This window comes from Mucilaginibacter sp. 320_HR, assembly GCF_059691875.1.
Map to the genome: position 1 here is coordinate 667,633 of NZ_JCAWAI010000002.1, position 24,085 is coordinate 691,717.

The 24,085-nt window shown below is 44.5% G+C and carries 19 protein-coding genes; 9 read left to right on the forward strand and 10 right to left on the reverse strand.

All coding sequences use genetic code 11. From position 1 onward, the window contains the following. Positions 1-31: 31 nt before the first annotated feature. On the reverse strand, positions 32-1,330 hold the full coding sequence (locus AC59GT_RS08605) for an NAD(P)/FAD-dependent oxidoreductase (RefSeq protein ID WP_497237252.1): 1,299 nt from the start codon (positions 1,328-1,330) through the stop codon (positions 32-34). 106 nt (positions 1,331-1,436) lie between these two features. Then, the gene (locus AC59GT_RS08610) at positions 1,437-2,369 is read right to left on the reverse strand and encodes a cation diffusion facilitator family transporter (protein WP_497237253.1); all 933 of its coding nucleotides are present in this window, start codon (positions 2,367-2,369) and stop codon (positions 1,437-1,439) included. A 131-nt stretch (positions 2,370-2,500) separates the two neighbouring features. Here AC59GT_RS08610 and proB point away from each other — a divergent pair, with 131 nt between their 5' ends. Together proB and AC59GT_RS08620 are read left to right on the forward strand one after the other, a co-directional pair. Further along, positions 2,501-3,577: a glutamate 5-kinase gene (proB, locus tag AC59GT_RS08615; RefSeq protein WP_497237254.1), complete on the forward strand. Its 1,077-nt coding sequence runs from the start codon at positions 2,501-2,503 to the stop codon at positions 3,575-3,577. Between the two features lie 2 nt (positions 3,578-3,579). Next, complete coding sequence (locus tag AC59GT_RS08620) at positions 3,580-4,824, forward strand: glutamate-5-semialdehyde dehydrogenase (RefSeq protein ID WP_497237255.1); 1,245 nt, start codon at positions 3,580-3,582, stop codon at positions 4,822-4,824. Positions 4,825-4,983: 159 nt separating this feature from the next. On the opposite strand, the gene AC59GT_RS08625 is transcribed toward AC59GT_RS08620, so the two are convergent. Further along, a complete protein-coding gene (locus AC59GT_RS08625; RefSeq protein WP_497237256.1) occupies positions 4,984-5,580 on the reverse strand; it encodes an FMN-dependent NADH-azoreductase in 597 nt (198 codons plus the stop codon). 108 nt (positions 5,581-5,688) lie between these two features. Between AC59GT_RS08625 and AC59GT_RS08630 the strand changes: the two genes are divergently transcribed. Further along, positions 5,689-6,072 (forward strand): winged helix-turn-helix transcriptional regulator, encoded by a 384-nt coding sequence (locus tag AC59GT_RS08630; protein WP_497237257.1) that lies wholly within the window; start codon positions 5,689-5,691, stop codon positions 6,070-6,072. Between the two features lie 235 nt (positions 6,073-6,307). Here the strand turns inward: AC59GT_RS08630 and AC59GT_RS08635 are convergent, their stop codons facing one another. Then, positions 6,308-6,742: a DinB family protein gene (locus AC59GT_RS08635; protein WP_497237258.1), complete on the reverse strand. Its 435-nt coding sequence runs from the start codon at positions 6,740-6,742 to the stop codon at positions 6,308-6,310. Between the two features lie 93 nt (positions 6,743-6,835). Here AC59GT_RS08635 and AC59GT_RS08640 point away from each other — a divergent pair, with 93 nt between their 5' ends. From AC59GT_RS08640 to AC59GT_RS08660, 5 genes are all read left to right on the forward strand, one after another. Continuing rightward, entirely contained in the window at positions 6,836-8,074 is a 1,239-nt protein-coding gene (locus tag AC59GT_RS08640) for a nucleoside recognition domain-containing protein (RefSeq protein ID WP_497237259.1), read from the forward strand. Positions 8,075-8,353: 279 nt separating this feature from the next. Continuing rightward, positions 8,354-13,531 (forward strand): PKD domain-containing protein, encoded by a 5,178-nt coding sequence (locus tag AC59GT_RS08645; RefSeq protein WP_497237260.1) that lies wholly within the window; start codon positions 8,354-8,356, stop codon positions 13,529-13,531. A 1-nt stretch (position 13,532) separates the two neighbouring features. Next, positions 13,533-14,576, forward strand: coding sequence for a PorP/SprF family type IX secretion system membrane protein (locus tag AC59GT_RS08650; protein ID WP_497237261.1), 1,044 nt, complete (start codon positions 13,533-13,535; stop codon positions 14,574-14,576). Between the two features lie 39 nt (positions 14,577-14,615). Beyond that, a complete protein-coding gene (locus AC59GT_RS08655; RefSeq protein ID WP_497237262.1) occupies positions 14,616-15,020 on the forward strand; it encodes a hypothetical protein in 405 nt (134 codons plus the stop codon). Positions 15,021-15,038: 18 nt separating this feature from the next. Next, positions 15,039-15,455 (forward strand): OsmC family protein, encoded by a 417-nt coding sequence (locus AC59GT_RS08660; RefSeq protein WP_497237263.1) that lies wholly within the window; start codon positions 15,039-15,041, stop codon positions 15,453-15,455. Here AC59GT_RS08660 and AC59GT_RS08665 read toward each other — a convergent pair whose 3' ends face one another. Beyond that, entirely contained in the window at positions 15,456-16,070 is a 615-nt protein-coding gene (locus tag AC59GT_RS08665; protein ID WP_497237264.1) for a TetR/AcrR family transcriptional regulator, read from the reverse strand. 112 nt (positions 16,071-16,182) lie between these two features. Then, positions 16,183-16,668: a DUF4126 family protein gene (locus AC59GT_RS08670; protein ID WP_497237265.1), complete on the reverse strand. Its 486-nt coding sequence runs from the start codon at positions 16,666-16,668 to the stop codon at positions 16,183-16,185. Between the two features lie 121 nt (positions 16,669-16,789). Between AC59GT_RS08670 and AC59GT_RS08675 the strand changes: the two genes are divergently transcribed. After that, the gene (locus AC59GT_RS08675) at positions 16,790-17,335 is read left to right on the forward strand and encodes a hypothetical protein (protein WP_497237266.1); all 546 of its coding nucleotides are present in this window, start codon (positions 16,790-16,792) and stop codon (positions 17,333-17,335) included. Positions 17,336-17,409: 74 nt separating this feature from the next. Here the strand turns inward: AC59GT_RS08675 and AC59GT_RS08680 are convergent, their stop codons facing one another. The 4 genes from AC59GT_RS08680 to AC59GT_RS08695 form a co-directional block, all read right to left on the reverse strand. After that, complete coding sequence (locus tag AC59GT_RS08680; protein ID WP_497237267.1) at positions 17,410-20,832, reverse strand: efflux RND transporter permease subunit; 3,423 nt, start codon at positions 20,830-20,832, stop codon at positions 17,410-17,412. Between the two features lie 23 nt (positions 20,833-20,855). Then, positions 20,856-21,956, reverse strand: a complete 1,101-nt coding sequence (locus AC59GT_RS08685; RefSeq protein ID WP_497237268.1) for an efflux RND transporter periplasmic adaptor subunit — start codon at positions 21,954-21,956, stop codon at positions 20,856-20,858. A gap of 30 nt (positions 21,957-21,986) precedes the next feature. After that, a complete protein-coding gene (locus AC59GT_RS08690; RefSeq protein ID WP_497237269.1) occupies positions 21,987-23,333 on the reverse strand; it encodes a TolC family protein in 1,347 nt (448 codons plus the stop codon). A 79-nt stretch (positions 23,334-23,412) separates the two neighbouring features. Beyond that, positions 23,413-24,027: a TetR/AcrR family transcriptional regulator gene (locus AC59GT_RS08695; protein WP_497237270.1), complete on the reverse strand. Its 615-nt coding sequence runs from the start codon at positions 24,025-24,027 to the stop codon at positions 23,413-23,415. Between the last annotated feature and the right edge of the window lie 58 nt (positions 24,028-24,085).

The following is a 24,085-nucleotide window of genomic DNA, read 5'->3' on the forward strand; positions in this document are numbered from 1 at the left end:
ACGCGTATCAGCTAAACATTCAGCTCCACGGCTATTTGGCCGTAGGATCTGTCATCATTGTATTCGTATCAAAGTGGTGTATAACCAGCCTGTTATCGCTATTGCGCGTAAGATAGTTTGTTGCCCAGTTAAAGAAAACTATCGTCTTATTACTAAAGCCTGCCAACGATAACAAGTGCACAAACATCCACAATATCCAGGCAAAAAATCCCTGGAACTGCAGGTGCTTAAGATCGGCCACAGCCTTGTTGCGACCAATAGTTGCCATGGTACCCAGATCATTGTACTTAAACGGCTTGGTTGGTCGGCCTTCTATTATGTTCACCAGGTTTTTGGCCAGCTGCTCGCCTTGTTGCAGTGCTACTTGTGCTACACCTGGGTAACCGTTAGGAGCACCTTCTGTAACTACAGAAGATACGTCACCAATGGCAAATACGTTATCATAGCCAACTACCTTGTTTATCTCGTCTGTTATTACCCGGTTGCCTTTAGCGATCTTTTCTGCTGGCAAGCCTTGAGGCATCTCGCCTCTTACACCTGCCGCCCATAGCACATTACGCGTTTTTATAACGATGCCGTCGTCAATCTTGAGTGTTAGGCCATCATAACTCTCCACATGCACGCTGTTGTATATGGTAATACCCAAGTCTGTCAAAAACTTCTTGGCTTTGCTTGATGCCCCTTCCGACATTGCTGCTAGCAGTTCTGGTTTACCTTCCACCAGAAATACTTTCATATCAGCATCGCACAAGCCGGGGTAGTCTTTACAAAGGATGTACTTCCGCATTTCAGCAATGGCTCCGGATAACTCCACACCTGTAGGTCCGCCCCCAACCACAACAAATGTGAGCAAAGCATTGCGTTCGGCTTCATCAAACGTTACTAAAGCTTTTTCCAGGTTCTGGAGGATCAGGCTTCGCACATTCAGCGCCTCGGCAATGTTCTTCATGGGAAGCGTGTAATGCTCTAGTTGTTTGTTCCCGAAATAGTTTGTATTTGCGCCGGTTGCTAATACCAGATAGTCGTAATGGATATCGCCAATGTTGGCTGTCACTATCTTAGCTTCAGTATCAATTTTCTGTACTTCGGCTAAATGAAAAGTAAAGTTCTTTTGCTTGCTGAAGATCCTCCGGATAGGAAAACCGATGGAATCGCCCTCCAGCGCACCCATTGCAACCTGGTACAACAGCGGCTGAAAAGTATGGTAGTTATGTTTATCAAGCAGTAACACCTCAACAGGTGCGTTCCTGAGTTTTTTGGCAAGTTGTATACCGGCAAAGCCGCCACCGATGATCAATACACGGGGCCTCGCCTTAATTTTTTTATCCATATTGATGTTTAACCCGCTGCAAAATAAGCATAAACGGTTCGGTATGTTGTTTAGCAATAACAGGCTAAAGTAAATATGTGTTTGCTTTAGTTCATTTTAACCAATGTTAATGGCTGTCATCATTCCAAAGCAGGTGATGCTCCAGGCTTTCTGGCTGAATAATAACAAAGCGTACCAGCTTGAACTCCGCTTTCACTTTATCGCGTATGCGGTCTATAGCAATATTTATTTCTTCCGTATCCAGGTCTTCCTTAAACGCTACGATCAGCATGAGCAACACCTCACTGGGTGACTGATAAGTTGATAATATATGCTGCACTTTCACTACATGATCATCGCCTTCTACCAGGTGACATATTTTTTCTCTCGTTTGAGTTGACACTCCTTCGCCCATTAATAAACTGCGACTTTCACGTGCCAGGATAGACGAAACGATAATCAAAATAATTCCAACCAGCAGCGACGCGACACCATCCAAATAAGGAAGATTAAGTTTGTGGCTGAGGTAAACGCAGATAATTACAATAAACAAGCCCGCCACTGCTGCAGCATCTTCAAACAGCACCAGGAAACTGGACGGATCTTTACTTTTAACTACGGCTTCCCACCACGGTGTAGCACCGCGTATTTGATTAAATTGTTTTAACGCGATAAATAAGGATGTCCCTTCAAAAACTATTGATAGTGAAAGTACAATATAATTAATCGTTGGGTCGCCCATCTTTTCCGGGTGAATTATATGCGTAATGCCCTGATAAATTGATACGCCGCCGCCTAATCCAAAAATCATTATGGATACAATGAACGACCAAAAGTATAACTCTTTACCATACCCGAACGGATGCATAGCATCGGGCTGTTTTTTGCTGCGATGAAGCCCCAGCAGCAGCAATAACTCGTTTACAGTGTCAACCACCGAATGGACTCCCTCGGCTATCATCGCTGCGCTGTTACTAATGGCACCTGCTATAAATTTGGTTATAGCGATAAGTAAATTGGCAGCCAGTGCCGCGTATATTGATAGTTTTGATGATGCCATGAATTAGCCTGATAACAGTATTTACAAGCTTAAGTTTTAGCTTTCGAATGCGATAATAAGTGGTATTTGCATATTCTTTCCTGCATTTACTTTCAAATTGTTATTATTGACGACAAAACTACTATACATTAATGTACCAGTACCGTCGCGTCATTATTAAGATAGGCTCTAACGTAATTACTCAGCCAAATGGGCTGCCTGATCAAGAACGTCTCTCCCATTTGGTTGAACAGGTTGCCGCCATACGCAAGCAGGGTATTGAAGTGATCTTGGTATCGTCAGGAGCTGTAGCCTCAGGCAGGAGCCTGATAAAAGTTGGTGACAAACACGACGCCGTAGCTGCCCGACAATTATTGGCTTCAATAGGGCAAGTAAAACTTATAAATACTTACACGCACCTTTTCGAAAGATATGACACACTTTGTTCGCAAGTGCTGGTAACCAAGGAAGACTTTCGCGACCGCGTACATTACCTTAACATGCGCAACTGCCTGGAGATATTGCTGCAACACCATGTGGTTCCGGTGATAAATGAAAATGATGTTGTATCAGTAACCGAGTTAATGTTTACCGATAATGACGAACTTGCGGGGCTTATAGCCTCTATGCTGAATGCCGAGGCGCTAATTGTACTTACCAATGTTGATGGTATTTATACCGGCGACCCTAAACTCCCCGAGTCAACAGTAATTCAGGAGGTGACCAGTGAGGGAATTGATCTCTCCTCTTTTGTGAGTTCAGCACGTTCTCAGTTTGGGCGTGGCGGTATGATAACAAAATCTACCATTGCGCAAAAAGTAGCTCAACTAGGTATTGCAGTTCATATTGCTAACGGCACAATTGATGATATTTTAACAGAGTTGCTTGCAGGCAAGGCTGTGCATACCCGTTTTGTGCCTGAAAAAAAGAAATCGGGTAAAAAGAAATGGCTTGCGCATGCAGAGAATGCCGCAACCGGTGTCGTTCAGGTAAATGAGGGCGCGAGTAGTGTTTTGCTTTCCAATAAGGCATCAAGTTTACTGCCTGTAGGTATTATAGAAATCATTGCTGATTTTAAAAAAGGCGACATCATCCGCATATTGGATGAACATAACAAGCTCATAGGCTTAGGACAGGCCGAGTACGGAGCTGACAAGGCCCGGGAACTTAAGGGATTGAAAAAACAGCGCCCGCTTGTACATTACGATTATCTTTACTTACAGGCATAGCCATGGCTTACAACAAATATTTCGAGAACGCGGTCGCCGCCGCCCGGACGCTGAACCTTGCACCCGATCTAACAAACGCCGTGTTACTGGGTGTAGCAAAAGCCGCCGTGGCGCAAACACCGATGCTGCTGGCAGAAAACCAGAAAGATCTAGACAGGATGGATCCTGGTGATCCTAAATACGACCGACTGAAACTAACTCCCGACCGTATAGCCGCTATTGCTGCTGATATTGAGAATGTGGCGGGATTAGAGAGCCCTCTCGGTAAAGTTTTATCGGACGATACGCGTCCTAATGGCTTGCAGATAACAAAGATAAGGGTACCTCTGGGTGTGGTAGGTGTTATCTATGAAGCCCGTCCGAATGTTACTTTTGATGTATTTGCATTGTGTTTTAAAACTGGTAACATCAGCATATTAAAAGGTGGAAGCGATGCAGAATTTTCCAACAAAGCCATTATCAACATCATCCATACAGTATTATTGCAACACGGAATAGATGTAAATGCTGCTACCCTCCTGCCACCCGAACGCGAGGCGACTGAAGCCTTGCTAAATGCGGTTGGTCATGTAGATGTGCTGATCCCACGCGGCAGCCAGAATTTAATAGACCATGTGCGCAGCAACGCCAAAGTACCGGTAATAGAAACAGGGGCTGGTATTGTGCACACGTATTTGGATGAAACTGCCGATCTGCAAAAGGCCGCAGCTATTATTGCGAATTCAAAAACCCGGCGTGTAAGCGTGTGCAATGCTTTGGATTGCCTTATCATCAATTCATCAAGGTTAGAGGACCTTCCTATTCTTGGGTTGCCATTGGCCAGCAAAGGTGTAGAACTTTATGCAGATGAACCGTCCTTCGAGGCTCTCAAAAGTCATTATCCTGCGGGGTTGTTGAACCTGGCACAGCCTGAACATTTCGGGACAGAGTTTTTGTCGATGAGAATGTCAATCAAAACAGTTGCTAATCTCGAAGAAGCGCTAAAGCACATAGCCAAACACAGTTCAAAACACAGCGAGGCCATTATATCAGAAAATGCAGTACATATAGAAGCCTTCCTAAACCGTGTTGATGCAGCTGCTGTATATGTGAATGCCTCTACGGCATTTACTGATGGAGCTCAGTTTGGTCTCGGTGCAGAGATTGGCATCAGCACACAAAAACTGCACGCCCGCGGACCCATGGGACTGGAAGAACTTACTAGCTATAAATGGATAGTGCGCGGCAATGGCCAGATAAGGAACTAATATTAACACCTAGGCCAACAATGCCCTAAAAGCCTGCGGCCAAAAAGCTTGCCTTTGGACACCTGCCGATACGCCTATATTTAATAAGTATTGAGATAGTCATTAATAAAAATGGCCCATCGATCCGATAGGCCATTCTGTAATTCAAAAAATTTCCGTCTATACAGCAATACTCTCAACCGCTTTTTCAAACGCATGTTCCAGTACGCCGGGTACCTTTAAGCCTTCAGCACGGTATACGGTTACATCGCTGACGCCCAACATGCCAAAAACGCTTCTCAGGTAAGGCTCAATAAAGTCGTAGCCTTTCATTGGCCCTTCTGAATAGATGCCGCCGCTGGAAATGGCCAAATAAACTTTCTTGTTGTGCACCAATCCTTCAGGCCCTTTTTCAGAGTAACGGAACGTTTTACCAGCACGGATAATATGGTCTAACCAGGCTTTCAATGTTGAGGGAATACTGAAGTTGTACATGGGCGCATCTATTACAATAACGTCAGCGTCCATTAGTTCGGCTATTGCTTCGTCGCTGTGTTTAACGGCGGTCGCCAGTTCAGGGCTATGCTGCTCTGCAGGTGTAAAAAAGGATGTTAAATGCACTTCTTCCAAATGAGGGAACGGTGTACTGGTAAGATCGTGCACTGTAACTACGCTGTCCGGTTCTTTTGCCTGCAGCTTTTCTACTATTGCTTTACCCAGTTTTTTACTTACCGACGCGTTACCGCGGGGGCTCGAAATAAGATGTAATATTTTCATGTTTTATCTATTTTAATGATGGACAAACCTATGTTTGTTTACTATTAAAAAGATACTACTATCCCAAAGGATAGTGGTATGCTTTTGGATAGTTAGCACCTTTGCACTATGCCGTACGACAGAAAACACAATAGTAAAGAATGTACCGGAGCCATGAATTCTGTAAAAGATGCGCTCTACGTACTAAGTGGTAAGTGGAAGTTGCCCCTCATTTTGGCGCTTAGCGAAGGGCCGATGAGATTTAACGAGGTGCAAAAAGCACTGGCGGACATTACTCCTAAAGTATTATCAAAGGAACTGCGCGACCTGGAACTAAATGAGTTTGTGGAGCGTAAGGTGTTTGATACCGTACCCGTTACCGTCACTTACGAACTTACCCCATATAGCCAATCTGTGTGGCCCATTATAGACGCTTTAAAAGTTTGGGGATCACAGCATCGTGAACGGATAATCAAGACCAGGCGAACTGCTATAACCACCGAGGAAGCATAAAAGGTGTCCCGCTTTTAAAGCGGGACACCTGGGACAGGTAAATATAATAACTTACTGACCCTTAATAGTTTACAACTTACAAGCGGGACACACCGGGACAGTACAAATACTTTAACCAAAATTATATAATACACTATCTAATAAGTAGTTATGCAATTATTACAACTCTCAAACTGGAAAGGCTGGGACACTTCATTTACGACAACTGGGACACCAGTCTTCTTACACTGGTCGCTTATTTTAGCTGATCCAGATGATGCCTTATATGGGCTATATAGTCGTTCGCCAGGAACTCTACTGTAACAAAGCTTACTTCGTGCCGGCCATTGTCGCAGGTGATGCTTATTCTGTTGGGTGGATAATTTACAAGCACTCTTACTATCTGCATGTTTAGCAAACGCCAAAGCTGCAGCAGTTCAAATATGTCGGCATCATTGTAGTGCTGTACCTGCACCCATTCGTCCTGGAAGTATACCAGCTTAAAGCATTCTTCGTAGGTGCACCTCACCAGGCGCTGTAAGTTAATGTGTGCGCTATCTATCAGGTGTCCTATAATCTGCTTGTTGCTCCATTTACCGGGCGCGCCGGTATGGTTCCAATTAATGAGGGCCGACCGGCTGCCAAGAAACCCATTCACTACATCTTTCAACTGATTGGCAACATCTATCATGCTAAGGCAGGTTTAAAGAAATTTGATTTTAAAGATGGCGATTTCCACATTAATAATTCAAAAAAAATTAACTTCAAGCCCTTAAACACTACTATGGCGCTTAATTACATCTGGATAGCCTTTTTTCTTATAGCATTTGTTATCGCGTTGTGCAAGCTCATCTTCCTGGGCGATGTCGACGCTTTTAAATTGCTGGTAGATGGCATGTTCGATATGTCAAAGTCATCAGTAATGGATATTGCTTTACCCCTTGCGGGCAACATGGTGCTGTGGCTGGGTATCATGAACATAGGGGAACAAGCCGGCGCCATGAACTTTTTAGCGCGCATAGTAGGCCCTTTTCTTAGCCGGCTCTTTCCGGGGGTACCAAAAAACCACCCGGCCAATGGGCAGATGATGATGAACTTTTCGGCTAATCTTTTAGGGTTGGACAACGCTGCTACCCCGCTCGGGCTGAAAGCAATGGGTAGCCTGCAGGAGCTTAATCCTGATAAAGAAACCGCATCTAACGCGCAGATAATGTTCCTGGTGCTGCATACTTCCGGTTTACAGCTTCTGCCTGTAACCATTATCGCGCAACGTTATATACTACATGCTAAAGATCCTGCTGACGTATTTCTGCCCTGCATAATTGCCACCTATGTAGCAACGGTAATTGGTATGCTTGCTGTAGCTATAAAGCAAAAAATAAACCTGTTTGACAGGGTTATACTAGCCTGGCTCGGCGGCATGACAGCCTTTATAACCCTGCTGGTTTGGTATTTCACCACGCAATTAAATCACGATCAGATATCTTTAGTATCTAAGGTCATCAGCAATACGCTTATATACTGTATCCCGGTGGTTTTTATATTAGGGGCAATGCGCAAACGCATAAACGTGTTTGAAGCGTTTATAGATGGCGCTAAAGAAGGCTTTGGCGTGTCTGTCAAGATCATTCCGTATTTGGTTGCAATGCTGGTTGCAATCAGTGTTTTTCGTAACAGTGGTGCGTTAACTTACCTTAACGACGGCATGCGCTGGCTGGTGACACAGGCAGGGCTGGACACCCGTTTTGTTGATGCCCTGCCGGTAGCTTACATGAAACCGCTCAGTGGCTCTGGCTCAAAAGCGATGATGATCAGCACCATGCAAACTTATGGGGCAGACAGTTTTGCCGGTAGGCTGGGCTCTGTATTCAACGGTTCGGCAGATACTACATTCTATATTGTTGCGCTTTATTTTGGTTCGGTAGGCATAAAGAAATCACGCTACGCCATTCCATTTGGTTTAATAGCTGACCTCGCCGGTGTTATAGCTGCAATTTTTATCAGCTACTTATTTTTTGGATAGCAAAGTATACCTGAAGTTACTCTGTAAAAAAGCTAAGCATTACAGCGCCCTTTCTAAGATTACCGCTATCTAAAGTGTAGATAATACAATATCCTTCTATCTGATAAAAAGGTATTTACCTGTTTATCAGATAGTTAAAATTTCATTATTTTTTTAATTTAAAGCAACTTTCAAGCATCCACACCCGTAAAAATAATCGATTACACAAATGACAACCGCTCTGCTTTGCAATCGGTTTAACTGTGAAAGTCTCCCTCTAATTGATTTTTACGAGTTTGAATGGATAGAATTTCTACTAAAGTCCTTTTACTTACTTGTTGCTTATTTTTCCTGTTTGCTGCAAGCGGCTTTGCCCAAACAATAACAATAGGTACTATAGATTCCGGCCCATACGGACAGGGATCAACCATTGCTGCACCCTTTGAGTTGAACACATCCGCAGGATGCACAAGCTCTACCAATATCTTCACTCTTTACCTTTCAGATGCCGCCGGCAATTTTGGTTCTGCTACGGCTATAGGAACATACAAGGGTTTTTATGGAACCTTTGTAAATGGTTTAATCCCAATTGGAACACCGGCAGGCAGCGGCTATAAATTGCGCATTACCAGTTCCGATCCCGCTGTATTGCCAAGTACTTCAGCGCAATTTACCATAACCGCGTCAGATGGCATACAGGCCGGCGTTACATCGCAGTCTATTAATAGCGACAACCCGGATGTATTTGGCGCGTGCATTGGAACCAATAACGCTGCATATCCGTTTGTGAACGCATCATCTAACGGCGCTACCACCACCGCCAGCTTTTATAACGAACTATCAAAAACAAACGAAGGTACCATACCGGTAGACGGGCACTCCTTTAATGCAAAAGCTGCAAACTATACGGTGTTGGCAAGGGCCGAAAGTAGCGGAGTAGTTGGCACAAAAGCTTACACACTTATCAACAACGTAGTAAACAACAGTTTTGGCGCATCTGGCAGTAACCTGGTTTGTTTAAACGACAAAAATAAACTCACTTATATAGTAGACGTAAGCACAGCAAACGGTATCCAGAAAAACTATCCGGGCATTATCTATAACGTTACGTGGGGAGATGGCTCCAGCACCAATTACAGCCTTTGTGATCTTGTTAACTCTGGAGGATTAATACAGCATTTGTACAAGGCTGCATCCTGCGGAAACGTGGTTAATGGCCAGGTAAACGTGTTCCAGGTTGATTTGCAACCAACCAGCCCTTTTTGCGGTAAGGTAGGCACTTTGGTTACCGGTTATGCAAAGGTATTGTCCCCTCCTGTCAACAAAATAACCGGCCCGCTTACAGGCTGTACAAATACAGTTGTCTCGTTCAACAATTCGTCAGAAACCGGGCAGGATCCAAATGCCACCACTGCCGACTGTACAAACAGCAATGCTAAATACACCTGGAGTGTAGACGGGGTGGTTGTAGCCTTAAACTACCCGGTGTCGCAACCGTTTGAACACACCTTTACCACTAGCGGGCAGCATACTGTAACATTGCATTTGCAGGACGGGAGTAACATCTGTGATGTTAAGGATGTAGAAACGACTATTTGCATCCAAAATGCTCCAAAGCCATCCTTTACTCTGCCCGACGGAGGCGCTATATGTACCGCAGGTCCGCTTAAACCTGTAAATACTTCGGTAGTAGACGAGGTATGTAGCACAGGAACCGTATACAAATGGATAGTTAAAGGGCCGCAGCCTATAACCTATTTAAGCGGTACAAACGCCAACAGTAAAGATCCGCTCTTCAATTTTACCGCGAGTGGTGTTTACACGGTACAGTTAAGCATCAACACAGCGTCTTGTGGCGAAGTACTATCATCTATTGGTACAGTTGCGGTTAACCTTACTCCTACAGCAACATTATCACCGGACGCGTTATTGTGCGGCAAGGGACTAACACTAACTTTCGGTCCGTCGGGTACGGTAACCAAAACCATCCTCACCGGCACCCAGCTGGAATTACCCGGTACCTACACGTGGACAGTTAGCGGTGGCGCTTACAGCTTTGCCAATGGCACAACTGCTAACAGTAAATCGCCTCAGATCTTGTTTAACGATTACGCGGTTTATACCGTGAAGGTAACTCATGTTAACAATTGCGGTACCGCCACCGATTCGCAGCAGCTGGCGTTCCAGGAAGCACCCGTTGTAACCTCCGGTGGAGATCAAACCATTTGCGAGGGTAGTTCTGCAACGCTTCAGGGTAATATCACCGGCAATGTTGTAAGTTATAAATGGTCAGGCGGTACAGGTACCTTCTCGCCATCGCGCAATGTACTGCAGGCAGTTTACACACCATCTGCAGCAGAAATAAGTGCAGGCACAGTGACGTTGTCTTTGGATGCATTAACCACCCTTGCGGCGCCGTGTAACCTCATAAGCAGCACCGCTACCATTGCTATTACACGTAAAGACAATATTACCAGTACAGCAACAGCAGATGTTTGTACAGGACAAAACTTCAACTACAATATAACTTCGGCTAACCCTCTTAGTACATACAGCTGGACTGCGGTACTCACTTCTGGTAACGCGATTGGCTTTGCGGCTACAGGCAGCGGCCCAACCATAAGCGAGATCATCAACGCTACAGGTACGGACGATGCTGTAATTACCTATATCATCACGCCAACAACGAACGGCTGTCCCGGCAATCCATTTAAGCTTACTGTAAACGTTAACCGTATACCAAACATCAGCGCATCGCCATCAGCTGTTTGCAATACGCAGGCTGCTAATGTTGTTATCACGTCTAGCACGGCAAACACCACCTACACCTGGACAAGTATTGCTACTGCCGGTATAACAGGTAACAGCAAACAAAACACGCCAGTGGCAATTAGTGCCATTCAGGATGCTCTTACCAATACCGGTAATGCAAATGGCACCGTAACCTACACTATCACACCTTATCATGGCGCTTGCTCCGGCGCTCCCATAGATGTAGTTGTAACTGTTTATCCTGCTCCTGTACAGGCGAGCGCAGGCCCTGATGAAGCAATATGCGCAGGCCCCACCTATCAGCTTAAAGGAAATTCGCCAGCGCCGGGCACGGGTGTATGGACGCTGGCTTCCGGCCAAGGCGGCATAACTTTCTCCGACAACACTAACCCTAATGCTATAGTTAGCGGCCTGCAACCCGGTAACGTTTACCAGTTTATATGGTCGGTTTATTCGTCACCATCCTGCCCGCCAACAAACGATACTGTTAACATCACAGTAGATGAGCCAACTATAGCCGGTACTATAGCCGGTTCAGCAACCACATGTTCAGGTTCAAATAGCGGCTTGCTTACTTTATCAGGCAATAATGGTAAAGTGCTAAGCTGGGAATCATCCACAGATGGTACAACCTGGGTTAATATTGCCAACATCACTGCGCAGCAAAGCTATCTTAATCTCACCCAAACCACTTTTTACCGGGCAGTTGTACAAAATGGCGGCTGCAATGTAGAACGATCAGCAACAGCCACTATTACGGTTAATCAGCCTGTACAAATAGCCAACGCAGGCGCCGATTTTACCGTTTGTAACGCCGCGTCCGCCAAACTTAACGGCAACAGTCCCCTGCCATATACGGGGCATTGGACACAGGTAAGCGGCCCGGCAGTAACTTTTGCTGACACGGCAGACCCTCAAACCCAGGTTAATGGCCTGATAGCAAATAATACTTATAAATTTACATGGACAATTACCGGCCTGCCACCCTGCGGCGACTCGCAGGACAACGTAGAAATATTTGATGCCCCTGATGTAATTGCCGCTTTTAAAACCGATAAAGCAGAAGGTTGCGGACCCGTAACTGTGCAGTTCAGCAATACGTCGTCGCTTATCACAGGTACATCGTTTCTCTGGGACTTTGGTGACGGTTCTGCTACTTCAACAGAGGTAAACCCTGTACATACTTTCCAGCCAAAAACAGACGGAAGGGATACTATTTATCATGTTTCGCTCAGCCTTCCGGCCAACTGCGTACAGCGATCACCGTTTGTGTTGGACATTCTGGTAAGGCCAGCTACCCCGGTTATTAAGATATCGCCGGATGAGCTAACCGGCTGCGGAAGTTTAGCCATACGTGTACAAAACCTTTCGCCAGGCAATAATACAGGTTACGATTACTACCTGTACGACAATAAAGGAAAGCTGGCGTTGCCTGTCATACACAAGACGGATAAGTCTCCAGTGCAATTCGCAGCGTTATCGCCAACTGTTACTACAGTTTACACGCTTTACGCAGTAGCTACAGGTTATTGCGGCACCACAAGCGAGAGCACGCATATTAATATCACAGTTTCCCCTGCCGCGTTTATTGCGCGCGCTTTTGCGAAAGACAACCTGCATAAAGGCTGTGCCCCGCTAAACGCCACGTTTGTAAATATATCCACCAGTGGCGATACCTTCAGGTACCGCATTACAGACGCCAATGGAAAGCTGGTGGAAGAGATACAAGGCAGCCCAACAGAACAACCATATACATTTGCAAAACCAGGTATTTATTACGTGCACACCATTGCCATAAACGATTGTGCTGCTGTAGTATCTAAAGACAGTTTACAATTTGAGGCCTATGCCTTGCCTGAGCCAAACTTTGATGCAGATATAAGATCAGGATGTAAGGCTATCACGGTTAATTTTAGTAATCTCACACAGGCCAATGCAGGCACTCCGGCTTCATCGCTTAGCTATGACTGGGACTTTGGCGATGGCAAGCACTTTTCAGGCTTTACGCCGCTGCCGCATACGTACTCGTCAAAGAGCCCTTCGTATACCGTAAAACTCACCGTAACTAACCTGGCAACAGGCTGTGTGCAAACAGTTACCAAAACAGATTTCATAAAGGTAACTGCTGCTCCAAACGTCGATTTCACAGCAACACCGAGCTTTGTAACGAGCATTCCCAATTATCACTTTGCATTTGACGACAGAACATCCGGCAACCCGGTGAGCTGGCATTGGGATTTTGGTGACGGATCAACGGACATCGGCCAGAACCCAAGCCATACCTATGCCGACACCGGCACTTACAAAGTGACGTTGCGCGTGCTTAACCGTGAAGGCTGCGACAGCACCATTTCACATAATGTGCAGATCACAGGCATACCAGGGCAACTATACCTGCCAAATGCTTTTATGCCAACCGGCAGTACTACCGAACTGCAAACTTTCATGGCCAAAGGTTCGGGTATAGAAAGCTGGCACATGCAGGTATTTAATAACTGGGGCCAATTGGTGTGGGAAACCACCAAGCTAAGCAGCAAAGGCGAACCTATTGAAGGTTGGGACGGCACTTTCAAAGGCAGCCCGGCTCAGCAAGGTAATTACGTTTGGCAGGCAACCGCACATTTCCTGAACGGAACAGATTGGAAAGGCATGACTTACAATAACTCCCTGCCTAAACGCACGGGTATAATACATTTATTAAGGTAAGATGAAGAGGATAACGACGGTTTGTATTATTGTATTTATGGGGTTACTCAGCGGGTTGAGGGCAACGGCACAGGACCACATGTATTCGCAATTCTTTAACAACCCCGTATATCTCAATCCTGCACTTAACGGGCAGTTTGAGGGTGATCTGCGCATGAACCTAATTTACCGCAACCAATACACTACCGTTGGCGGCGGCGGACTCTCCTACATGTCGGCTTCAATAGATTATAATGTTCCGCGTTTTGGCGGCGGGTTCGGCCTTATATTCACCCGTGCCAGCGAAGGAACAGCTTATTTAAACAAGAACAATATATCGGGTATTTACTCCTACAGTGTTGGGTCTGATGATTTTGTGTTGTCTTTTGGTCTGCAGGCGGGTGTTAGCAACCGGTCGGTAGATTACAGCAAGCTGGTTTTTGGCGACCAGATAGATCCGCGCCTGGGCTATATTCCCGGGCTGCCCACAGCGGCAGATGCAGGGCTATTCAACAACAAGTTCTACTTTGATTCGGGCGCTGGTGTAAACGTGACAGCAGGTGAGTTTAACATAGGTGGTGCTTTGCAGCACATCAACCGGCCAAACGAATCGTTCACGGGTGTTCCTGCAAAGCTGCCCATGCGGGGTACTTTTCATGTGAGCTACCGCTATAACATCACGCAGGACGACAATGTGGATGAGGATCAAAAATCGTACATCATTCCTTCTGTGGTGCTGTACAAGCAATCTACTGCACAGTCGCTAAACGTAGGCGTCCAATATAAACGACGTAGCATAAACGCCGGGTTGTGGTACCGCAGCGGTGGCGTAAGTGGCCCGGGTGCAGTGGTGGTCTCTTTTATTTTCGACGTTTTTATCAATCGCGAAGGTGCAGAAAAAATGCGGCTTGGTGTAAGTCATGATGTACCTTCTGGCAGAGGCCTCAACTACAGCAACACCAGCGGGACTACCGAGGGTAGTATAGGCTATGAAACTACGTTGCCGTCGAGACAGAACGACTACCGCAAATTTAATGGTGCCCGCAGATGCTACGATTTTTATTAGTTTTGGAACTTATTACGATTTAAAGCGTAGTAAGCTCTTATGAATCAGGATTACTTACAGGATAAAACGGTAAAAAAGAAATCTGCTGTGAAAGCAGCTTACCTGCTGGTATTAGCGGGAATAGCAATAATTATAATTGTGATTAAAATTGCAGGTTCCGGATCATTGCCGAGCTTCAATGGTTTACCAACGAGCGATGCTGCATATTCCATAGCCAAGGTGTACATAAGGCCAACAGTACGGTCTACAAGCGTGTCATTTGAGGATGGCAATTATAAGTTCGCAAAAAAGTCAGATTCAGTCTATGTGATAAAGTCATCCTATACAGCTAAAGATCCCAACGGCGAAAGGTCCACCACCAATTTCACCATTTCATTGCGTTACCTCGGTGGTAATGCATCAAGCGAAAGCAGCTGGAGCATGCTCGACCTTAACCAGGATTAATCCTTATCTTCAGAAGGTATGGATACGAGAACAAAGGACTTTATCATAAACGGGTCGGCTGTTATTGGCAGGGCGCAATATCAAACTATTGTAAACAGTGGCCATCACAACATTATAGCTGATGAACCGGTTGAAGATGGCGGTACGGATACTGGTATGTCGCCTTATCAATTATTGTTGGCTAGCCTTGCGAGCTGTACGGCTATTACCCTGCGCATGTACATCAACCGTAAAATGTGGGCAATAAACGAGATAAAAGTTAATCTGGAGATGTACCGCACGAATGACGGAATATTGATTGACAGCCGCTTATACTTTAAAGGTGAAATTACAGAAGATCAAAGAAAGCGCTTGATAAAAATTGCTGATGCCTGCCCTATTCACAAAATACTGGTAGGAAACATCACTATTAACACCAGCCTGGCGCAAGAATAACTATTTAAGTCCTTTTACAAAAATATCTATCAGCAGCAAACGCTTATTGTGTATCTCGTCAAGGTGCTCCATTTTGGGGAATGACACCTTCTTTTGAGGCAGCGCGCCAACTTTAATCCCCTGCAACGCGTCCAGGAATACGTCAACGATTTCTGAAGGGTTATTAACCGAACTGATTTTGCCAAGTTCAGCTTCCGCCTCAATAGCATTTACTAATAACTGCATTTCGGCTTCATGTATATCAGTTATCAGCGACCATATGCTGTCAGGCAAATTTTGTTCGTTAAGTCTTATAAAATCGAAAAAATTATAATTAGTGACAATGAAATTGTGGTGAGTATTCACCTGAAACTCGAACGCGTCTCTCAGGCTGGTAAAATCATCTCTTTTATCTTCGAGTTGTTTCAGGTATTCGTTAGCCAGCTTGCGCATTACAGCCATGTACAGCTCGCTTTTGTCCGGAAAGTAATAGTAAAGCAAAGCCTTAGACATCGATAGATCGCCGGCTATTTCGTTCATTGTGGTTTTAGAATAACCGTAATGCAAAAAACGCTGATGAGCAGCGTCTAAAATTTTTTCACGTTTAATATCTTGAGGATCTATGCCTGCATTCATTTTAAGTATATTCTCCCGGAAAGATGTATAAAGCCTGACTAATTTAACAAAAGTATCAAAATTTCAGGAGCACACCCGATTCACGCTCAAAGATGATATTCAGATGGAAAAATCAAGCATCTTGTGCGATAGCTGCTCCGGCAGCAATTACCAGCACATCTTCAACTGCTCCAATATAAGGATCGGGAATTTCTGTTCTTTTAACCACAGCTCTGCGCAGTAAAAAGCAACCAAAAGTGGAAGCAACAGCGGCCGCTCCTCCAATTAAACCGCCAATAACCGGAGCTTTTCCGTTTGCACGATATACAACACTCCCAACCAGCATTCCCGATAATGCTCTCCCTATTAATCCCGGAGCACTTGTGCGATTAGGGGCGGTAGGTAGCTTATCTCCTACCAACTCTCCTGCAGCAAGTACCTTAAAAACCTTTGAAGCAGTTATGCTTTGCATAAAAGACAAAGGATCTTGACGCAGGTAGCGCGACTGATGTCTACTGTACATATGCGAAGCGACTGCCGGCGCATACATAGTCCTCATGCCTGCAACTAGTCCAAGGCCTACGACCTGTAAAAAAGCTTTATCTGGTGTGATATTCATTTTATCTGCTTTAAAGATTTTAGAAAAGCAACAATCATTCCTAAAGCGGCTATCATTCATTTTAAATAAACAATTAGATACCTAAAAAACTTATTATGATATAATACCTTAAACTAAACTTATGAAACTACATGAAAATAACGCTCTTGGGGAGCTTGGGAGCGCCATTGGGAAAGGCTTGCTTGCAGGGCTTGCAGCAACAGCAGCAATGACGCTATCACAAACCATAGAGATGAAGTTTACAAAACGAGAACCTAGTGATGCTACGGTTACCGTGGCCGAAGATGTCACGGGTGCTAAACCGGCTACAGAAGAAGACAAACAAAAACTTTCTCAAGAGATACATTGGAGCTATGGAACAGCCTGGGGTGTCGCGCGCGGAATAATCGGCTTAACGGGCCTGAAAGGCTGGCCGGCAACGCTTGTTCATTTTGGAGCGGTGTGGGGCACGGCCCTGGTAATGCTGCCGAAGCACGATGCTGCTGAACCCATAACAGAGCAGGAACCAAAGGCAATTGCCATTGATGCCTTACATCATGCTGTTTACGCAATAACAGCAGGCTTGGTTTATGATGCGCTGGACGCAGGGAGCCGGCGCGAACGTAAACTTAATAAGATGGCCCGCACCTTTAACAAGCTTGTACAGAGATATAGGTACGTTGCGTAACAGCGTCGGGCCTGTTTCAAATAAAAAGCCGCATCAGAATTCTGACGCGGCTTTTTACATTTTAGCAAACGCTATTAAACTTCTGCTATTTCTATTTTGCGCTGTTCTTCAACTTTGGTCTCTTTTTTTCCGAAGAAGTAATTCTTCATATTAACGCGTATGATATACATACATGGTACAAGTATCAACGTTATAACGGTTGCAAAGCTAAGACCGAATATCATCGTCCAGGCTAACGGTCCCCAGAAAGCAACGTTATCTCCACCAAAGTGAATATGCGGATCAAAATGGGTGAACAAGCCGACAAAGTCGATGTTAAAACCAACTGCTAACGGTATCAACCCGAGTATAGCTGCTGTAGCCGTAAGCAGTACCGGTGTCATACGGGTATGCCCGGCCTCAACCACTGCATCGTGCAGGTTAGTGCCCTGCTCAATCAGCATATCGGTAAATTCTACCAGCAATATACCGTTTCGCACAACAACACCAGCAAGTGCTATAATACCTACACCTGTCATTACAATGGCCATGGTCATACCAAAGATGCTTACACCAAGCAGTACACCAATAATACTAAAGAAGATCTCGGAGATGATGATTACGGTTTTACCTACCGAGTTAAATTGGATCATCAGGATAATGAGGATTAAACCGAATGATGTTACCAAAGCCCCTCCAAGGAAGCTAACAGCTTCTGCCTGGTCTTCCTGACCACCACCCTGCCTGATGATGATATCATCAGGATGTTTAAAGTTTGCTAACGCCTTGTAAATGTTGTTATTTACGTCATTAGCGTTATACGGCTTTATCACACTCGAACCTAAAGTAAGCACGCGCCGCTGTTGTTTACGCTTAATGTTACTATAGGTATCTGTATACCGTATATCGGTAAAGGCCGAAATAGGTACCTGGCGTATAGCACCACCTGTTGCCAAATCGCGATAGGTAATTTTTAAGTTGCGCAGTTCATCTATGTTGCCGCGCTGGCTTTCTAAAGCTCTTACTTTAATCTCGTAATCATCCTCTTTGGTGTTCCGGAAATCGGCAGCTTTGGCGCCAAATATGGCGGTACCCAGTGCTTGTGTGATCTGCCCGCTGGTTATCCCTTCGCGGTTGGCACGTTCACGGTCAATGTCAAATACGATTTCAGGCTTATCGTTTTGTACATCGGCAACCAGGTTTTCTATACCAGCGATGTTTTGTTTGGCAAGAAAAGTTTTTAAACGGTTGCTGGTTTTCACAAGCGAATCCAGGTTATCTCCTATCAACTCTATTGAAATGTCTTTCTGTACCGGTGGACCGCTATTCTCCTGTGCTACGTTTATTTTAGCTCCCGGTACACCTTGTACCGCTTTACGTATTTTAGCCAAAATTACTTTTGTGTCTTTTCCATTTCTTTTTCCAAACTCCTCAAAAGCTACAGTGACTTTACCTTTGTTTTGGTAATCGCCCTGGTCCTCATCGGTCGGGTCGGTTACGCCTTTGGTAACGTTAGATATTACAGAAGTTACAATGTCTTTGTCAGGCTCAACAATAGCGGCAACACGCTTTTCTATTTTCTTGGTCACTTCGTTTGTTGTCGCCTGGTCGGTTCCTATTGGCATCGTGATATACACGTAAACAAAGTTAGGGTCGCCCGACGGAAAGAACTCCGGTGTTTTTCCACGCACAACCATCAGCACAATAGCCAGTATGAACAGTACAAACGTTCCTAATAGCACAGTCACTGGTCGTTTTACCGCACGCTCCAGCCATTTAGCATACCAATTTTGGAAACTTGGCCACACATTTTTTTGAAACCTGTCAATTATTTTAAGCAGGAAGAAGTGGTTAAGCAGGTACAGCACTATAATAAGCACCATAAAGTTACCCACACCAAAGTTTATCAGGTAAGCTACAACGGTAGCAATGCCGAGGTAGATCAAAGCACGTTTGGTTGCTTTGTCAAACTTAGGGTTATCGTGTTCACCTTCTACGTGCGGCTTCATAAAATCTACGGCAAATACCGGATTCATGATGTAAGCCACTACTAACGACGCTAGCAAAGTGATGATAAGTGTTATAGGCAGGAAGAACATGAAGTCGCCTATCAAGCTGTTCCAAAATGCCAGCGGCACAAATGGTGCAAGGGTGGTCATTGTGCCGGAGAATACCGGTAAGAACACCTCTCCTGCTGCAGTTTTAGCAGCTTCCTTAATGGGTACTTTACCATTTTGGAATATACGGTGCGTATTCTCTATTACCACAATGGCATCATCCACTACTATACCTAAGGCAAGCAGGAAGGAGAACAGTACGATCATGTTGAGCGTAAAGCCTATCCACGGCATCACCAGAAATGCAATAAAGCACGATAATGGAACCGATAGCGCCACGAAGATGGCGTTGGTAGTACCCATAAAGAACATGAGGATAACGGTAACCAGTATAAACCCGATGATAATGGTATTAATAAGGTCATTCAGTGTAGTCTTCGTCTTGGTAGACTGGTCGCCTGTTACAGTGATGTCTAACCCTTTAGGAAAAGATGTCTTTTTCTTATCCAGAATAAGGTTATTGATCTTTTCCGAAGCTTCAATCAGGTTTTCCCCTGCACGCTTACTTACGTTAAGGGTAATTACGTTTTTGAAATTAGGGTTGTCGTTGGTCTTTAAACGCGCGTAGGTCTCCTGCTCCAGAAAGGAATCCTTTACCTCAGCTATGTCGCGGAGGTAAACCGCTTGTCCTTTAGGGTTACGGATAACCATTGCAGCAACCTGATCGGCATTCTTAAAATCCTGCTTAATATCGATACTCCTGCGGACGCCATCTAGTTTAATAGTACCAGCAGTAGAAAGGATGTTCTCGCGCCCCACAGCACCGGTAATATCATCAAACGTAATCTGCGCCGCTGCCATTTTATTCAGGTCGACATTGATCTGGATCTCCGGGGTTAGTGCACCAATCTCGTCAACTTTAGATATTTCTTTGTAGCTTTCTATCTCATCCTTTAAGATATCAGCATACTCTTTCAGCTTCTTAAGATCGTAATCACCCGAAAGGTTGATATAAAGAATAGGCAGGTCGGATACGTTAATGTCCGATATGGTAGATTCTTTTAAGTTTACATCTCCCTGCGGAAGATCCTGTTGAGCTTTGTCGACGCCTTCTTTAACACGCACCTTAGCATCGTCCAGGTCAACATCAGCCTGAAACTCGGTAGTGATGATCGATACGTTTTGCACCGAATTAGATGTCACCTTCTTTAACCCTTTAAGGGATTTCAGCTGCTTTTCTATCTGCCTGGTCACCAAGTTCTCGATATTCTCAGGGGATTGACCGGCGTATATGGTGCTGATAAATACCTTCTTCTGCGCGATATCCGGGAAGTTTTCCTTTGGGAGATTATTGTAGCTGATCAGGCCCATTACCGTGATCAACAAAATGAGCACGTAAATAGCCGTTTTATTATCTATGGCCCAACTGGAGGGCGCAAATTCTTTCTTTAGATCTTTCATCTTTTTAACAGATCAGGGGTAAATTAATTAGCAGATGCCGCAACCTTTAGCTTGTCGCCATTCTCAATATCAGTAGCACCTTCGGTCACTAATTGATCGCCGGCTTTAAGACCAGATAATATTTCAGACTGTCCGCCGTAAGTAACACCTACTTTAACGGGCACACGCTTGGCAATACCGTTTACGTTGGTGTAAACAAAGTCTCCGTCTTCTGAGCGCTGCACTGCTTTTACAGGAATAGCAATAGCGTCTGCTTTAGTGTAATCTGCAATTTTAATTATTGCGGTCATGTTAGGGCGGAGTGAAGAACGTACAGGTAATTTTATCTCAACTGCAAAGCTGCGTGAAGTTGGGTCAATTGCTTTTGCAGCAAAAGTAACCTTCGTAGTAAGCGAATCTTTCGCATCAGGTATTAATATCTTAACCGCATTACCAGTTTTAACGCTACCGGCGTAAGACTCAGGGACGTCTGCTTTTACCTTCAGTACATCTGCATTTACAATGCGAATTCCTGTTTGTCCCGGCTGTGCAACCTGGCCCAGTTTAAGGTCCATTTGGTCAATTGTACCACTTATAGGAGATACTATGCGGTAAAGGTTTGCCTGCTCGCGCAATGCACTAAGTGATTTTTTACCTGCCTGTAAGTTGGTTTGTGCTTGAAGGAATTGCACTTCGGTACCTATCTTCTGATCCCACAAAGCTTTCTGACGCTGATAAAGCTGTGTTTGCAACGAGAGTTGTGCTTCTGCCTGTGCTATTTGCTGGCGCAGCACGCTGTTATCCAGTTGTACCAGCACCTGCCCTTTACCTACATGCTGCCCTACCTTTACGTATATATTAGTGATAGTACCAGGTGATTGCGGATAGGCTGTCACGTTATCCTGTGCATCTATCTTGCCCTGTATCTGTACATAGTTTACAAACGAACCCGATTTCACCTCGGCAACGCCTACTTCAATTGCTTTAGTAGAATCTACAGTTCCTACTTCGGCCTGCAGCTTGCTTATTTTGGAGTTGATCTCCTGCTGCTGTTTTTGCAAGTCGGCAAGTTCGGCCTTTTTATCCTTTGGTTTAGAGCACGCCGCCGCTAACAGGATGACAGGTATGTATATTAATTTTTTCATGTTATATATTGTGTATAATGTTTTAGTTTATTACTGAATTTTCCCGTAAGCCCTGTTCAAATCCACGCGGCTCACCAATGCATCATAAAGGCTTTGTATGTATTGGTTATCAGCGGTCTCCAAAGCGGTTTGCGCCTGCGTAACCTCAATGCTGGAACCTACCCCCTGCTGATACTTAATTTTAGAAACCCTTAATACTTCCCTGGCTAGATCCTGGTTACGCTTTTGATTATTAAGAGACTGAATACTATTAAAGTACATGATCCTTGCAGATTCCGCCTGTAGCGTTAAACCATTTTTAAGGCCATTTAACAGGTTGCGATTTTTTTCAACCACAATGGCGGCTTGTTTAACCCGGTTAGTACGCTGGAAACCACTAAATATTGGTACATTCAACGTTAAGCCAATGTAGCTTGATGGAAAGCTGGTAGAATATAAATTACCAAAGCTGTTGTTCTGGTATGATGATGCGTAACTGGCATTGGCACTTAAAGTAGGCAAGAACTGCGCTTTTTGACGCCTAAGGTCGAACTCAGTAAGCTTTAGATTACTTTCACTTAACTTGTATTCTATCCTGTTCTTATAAAATGTGCTGTCTGTTAACGTTTCAGCCACGTTCTGTTCAAGAGGAACACTGGTCAGATCATCTCTAAGTGTTAACACGTCATCGGCACTCATCCCTAGCTGGAACTTAAGCAACTGATAATTCAGGGCAAGTAGCCTTAATGTGTTCTCGCGGGTTGTTACCAGGTTATTATACTGAACAGAAATACGATCGACATCTATTTTCTCTACAAAGCCCTGTTTGTTTTGGGCAGTGGTTTGTTTTACCTGTTCAGATAGTTGTGCAATGTTGGCGTCAAGCAGTTTTACCTGTTCGTTGCTCACCAGTACCTGGTAGTAAGCCTTTGTAACCTTGGCAGTGATGTCAATTCGTGTATTTTGATAGCTGCGTTCGTAAAGTTCTTTGTACGTTTTACGTCCCTGCAAACCGATGATGTAACTTGGGTCAAAAAGTAGCTGACTAAGAGTTAGTGCAAGATTAGATTGATATTTAACACCAAACTTTACAGGAATGAACGTTCCTGCGGGCTGACCAAAAAACTCGCCCGGAAGCAATGTTGTAGGGACTTTAAGATAATCCTGGAAAGTAGCTGCTCCACTTATCTGCGGGAAGCCCTGTCCAATAATTTCTTTCACCCGGTAATCGGCGCTTTTAACGTCCAAGCCAGCGTTTATAGCAGTGTCCTTATGTGACAGTGCGTAATCTACTGCCTCCTGCACACTGAAGTTAAAGGTGCGGGGCGTTTGCTGTGTTTGCGCCCGTGCTGTAAAGCCGGCTGCTACACAGCTAATTATTAAGAGTATTCGTTTCATTGTATTTATATGATAGGTCTGTTTATGTTGTTTGTGCAAAAAGAAGGTATTTATTGACAGCCTTATGTCAGCAGGCTTTTTATAAAATTGCATGTTCTGTTTTGTATTGATCAAGCAACTTATGCCCCTTTAGGGTACAAATGCCGTAGTTAAAATGCTCCTGTAATTGCATCTGTACCTTCCAGGTATTAAATTGGCCTATCGGGAAGATCTGAGTATTAAAACCCATCTCCACCTGGTTCACCCGCATCCTGGCAATAATTTTAACATCCAGGTCTTCTCTCATACAGCCCTGTTCAATACCTTTAATAATTAGTTCTTCCAGTTTATTGGTTATAACTTCTGATTTGAAGCGCTGAAATTCGGCCCACGCATCAGGATGATATTTTTGCAGATCATGAAAAATAATGGGATTTATTCTGGAGAAGATCTCTTCAGAACATTTCATCATATTAATCATCTCTTCAATAACATTGGCGGAGCTGTTGATTATGGCCGTCATCTGGTCCTCATCCTCCTTTAATTTAGCCTTAATCAAAGCAATCACCAATTCATTTTTGTCACTAAAAAACTGGTAAATGGTTTTCTTAGACATCCCCAAATGGCGGGCAATATCGTCCATAGTAACGCTCTTGATACCTGCCTGTAGAAACAGCTCTAAACTTCCTTGTGTTATTCGTTCTTGTTGACTCATTGACTTCAATGGTCAAAACTATGGAAACATTTTTAGATTTCAAAGTTTCCGGACAAAA

Excerpts from the sequence above, each read along its gene's own strand:
- AC59GT_RS08625 (WP_497237256.1), bottom strand. The coding sequence starts at position 5,580 with ATGAAAATATTACATCTTATTTCGAGCCCCCGCGGTAACGCGTCGGTA.
- AC59GT_RS08620 (WP_497237255.1), top strand. The coding sequence starts at position 3,580 with ATGGCTTACAACAAATATTTCGAGAACGCGGTCGCCGCCGCCCGGACG.
- AC59GT_RS08690 (WP_497237269.1), bottom strand. The coding sequence starts at position 23,333 with ATGAAACGAATACTCTTAATAATTAGCTGTGTAGCAGCCGGCTTTACA.
- AC59GT_RS08665 (WP_497237264.1), bottom strand. The coding sequence starts at position 16,070 with ATGAATGCAGGCATAGATCCTCAAGATATTAAACGTGAAAAAATTTTA.
- proB (WP_497237254.1), top strand. The coding sequence starts at position 2,501 with ATGTACCAGTACCGTCGCGTCATTATTAAGATAGGCTCTAACGTAATT.
- AC59GT_RS08650 (WP_497237261.1), top strand. The coding sequence starts at position 13,533 with ATGAAGAGGATAACGACGGTTTGTATTATTGTATTTATGGGGTTACTC.
- AC59GT_RS08670 (WP_497237265.1), bottom strand. The coding sequence starts at position 16,668 with ATGAATATCACACCAGATAAAGCTTTTTTACAGGTCGTAGGCCTTGGA.
- AC59GT_RS08605 (WP_497237252.1), bottom strand. The coding sequence starts at position 1,330 with ATGGATAAAAAAATTAAGGCGAGGCCCCGTGTATTGATCATCGGTGGC.
- AC59GT_RS08675 (WP_497237266.1), top strand. The coding sequence starts at position 16,790 with ATGAAACTACATGAAAATAACGCTCTTGGGGAGCTTGGGAGCGCCATT.
- AC59GT_RS08645 (WP_497237260.1), top strand. The coding sequence starts at position 8,354 with ATGGATAGAATTTCTACTAAAGTCCTTTTACTTACTTGTTGCTTATTT.
- AC59GT_RS08695 (WP_497237270.1), bottom strand. The coding sequence starts at position 24,027 with ATGAGTCAACAAGAACGAATAACACAAGGAAGTTTAGAGCTGTTTCTA.
- AC59GT_RS08640 (WP_497237259.1), top strand. The coding sequence starts at position 6,836 with ATGGCGCTTAATTACATCTGGATAGCCTTTTTTCTTATAGCATTTGTT.
- AC59GT_RS08660 (WP_497237263.1), top strand. The coding sequence starts at position 15,039 with ATGGATACGAGAACAAAGGACTTTATCATAAACGGGTCGGCTGTTATT.
- AC59GT_RS08655 (WP_497237262.1), top strand. The coding sequence starts at position 14,616 with ATGAATCAGGATTACTTACAGGATAAAACGGTAAAAAAGAAATCTGCT.
- AC59GT_RS08685 (WP_497237268.1), bottom strand. The coding sequence starts at position 21,956 with ATGAAAAAATTAATATACATACCTGTCATCCTGTTAGCGGCGGCGTGC.
- AC59GT_RS08680 (WP_497237267.1), bottom strand. The coding sequence starts at position 20,832 with ATGAAAGATCTAAAGAAAGAATTTGCGCCCTCCAGTTGGGCCATAGAT.
- AC59GT_RS08635 (WP_497237258.1), bottom strand. The coding sequence starts at position 6,742 with ATGATAGATGTTGCCAATCAGTTGAAAGATGTAGTGAATGGGTTTCTT.
- AC59GT_RS08630 (WP_497237257.1), top strand. The coding sequence starts at position 5,689 with ATGCCGTACGACAGAAAACACAATAGTAAAGAATGTACCGGAGCCATG.
- AC59GT_RS08610 (WP_497237253.1), bottom strand. The coding sequence starts at position 2,369 with ATGGCATCATCAAAACTATCAATATACGCGGCACTGGCTGCCAATTTA.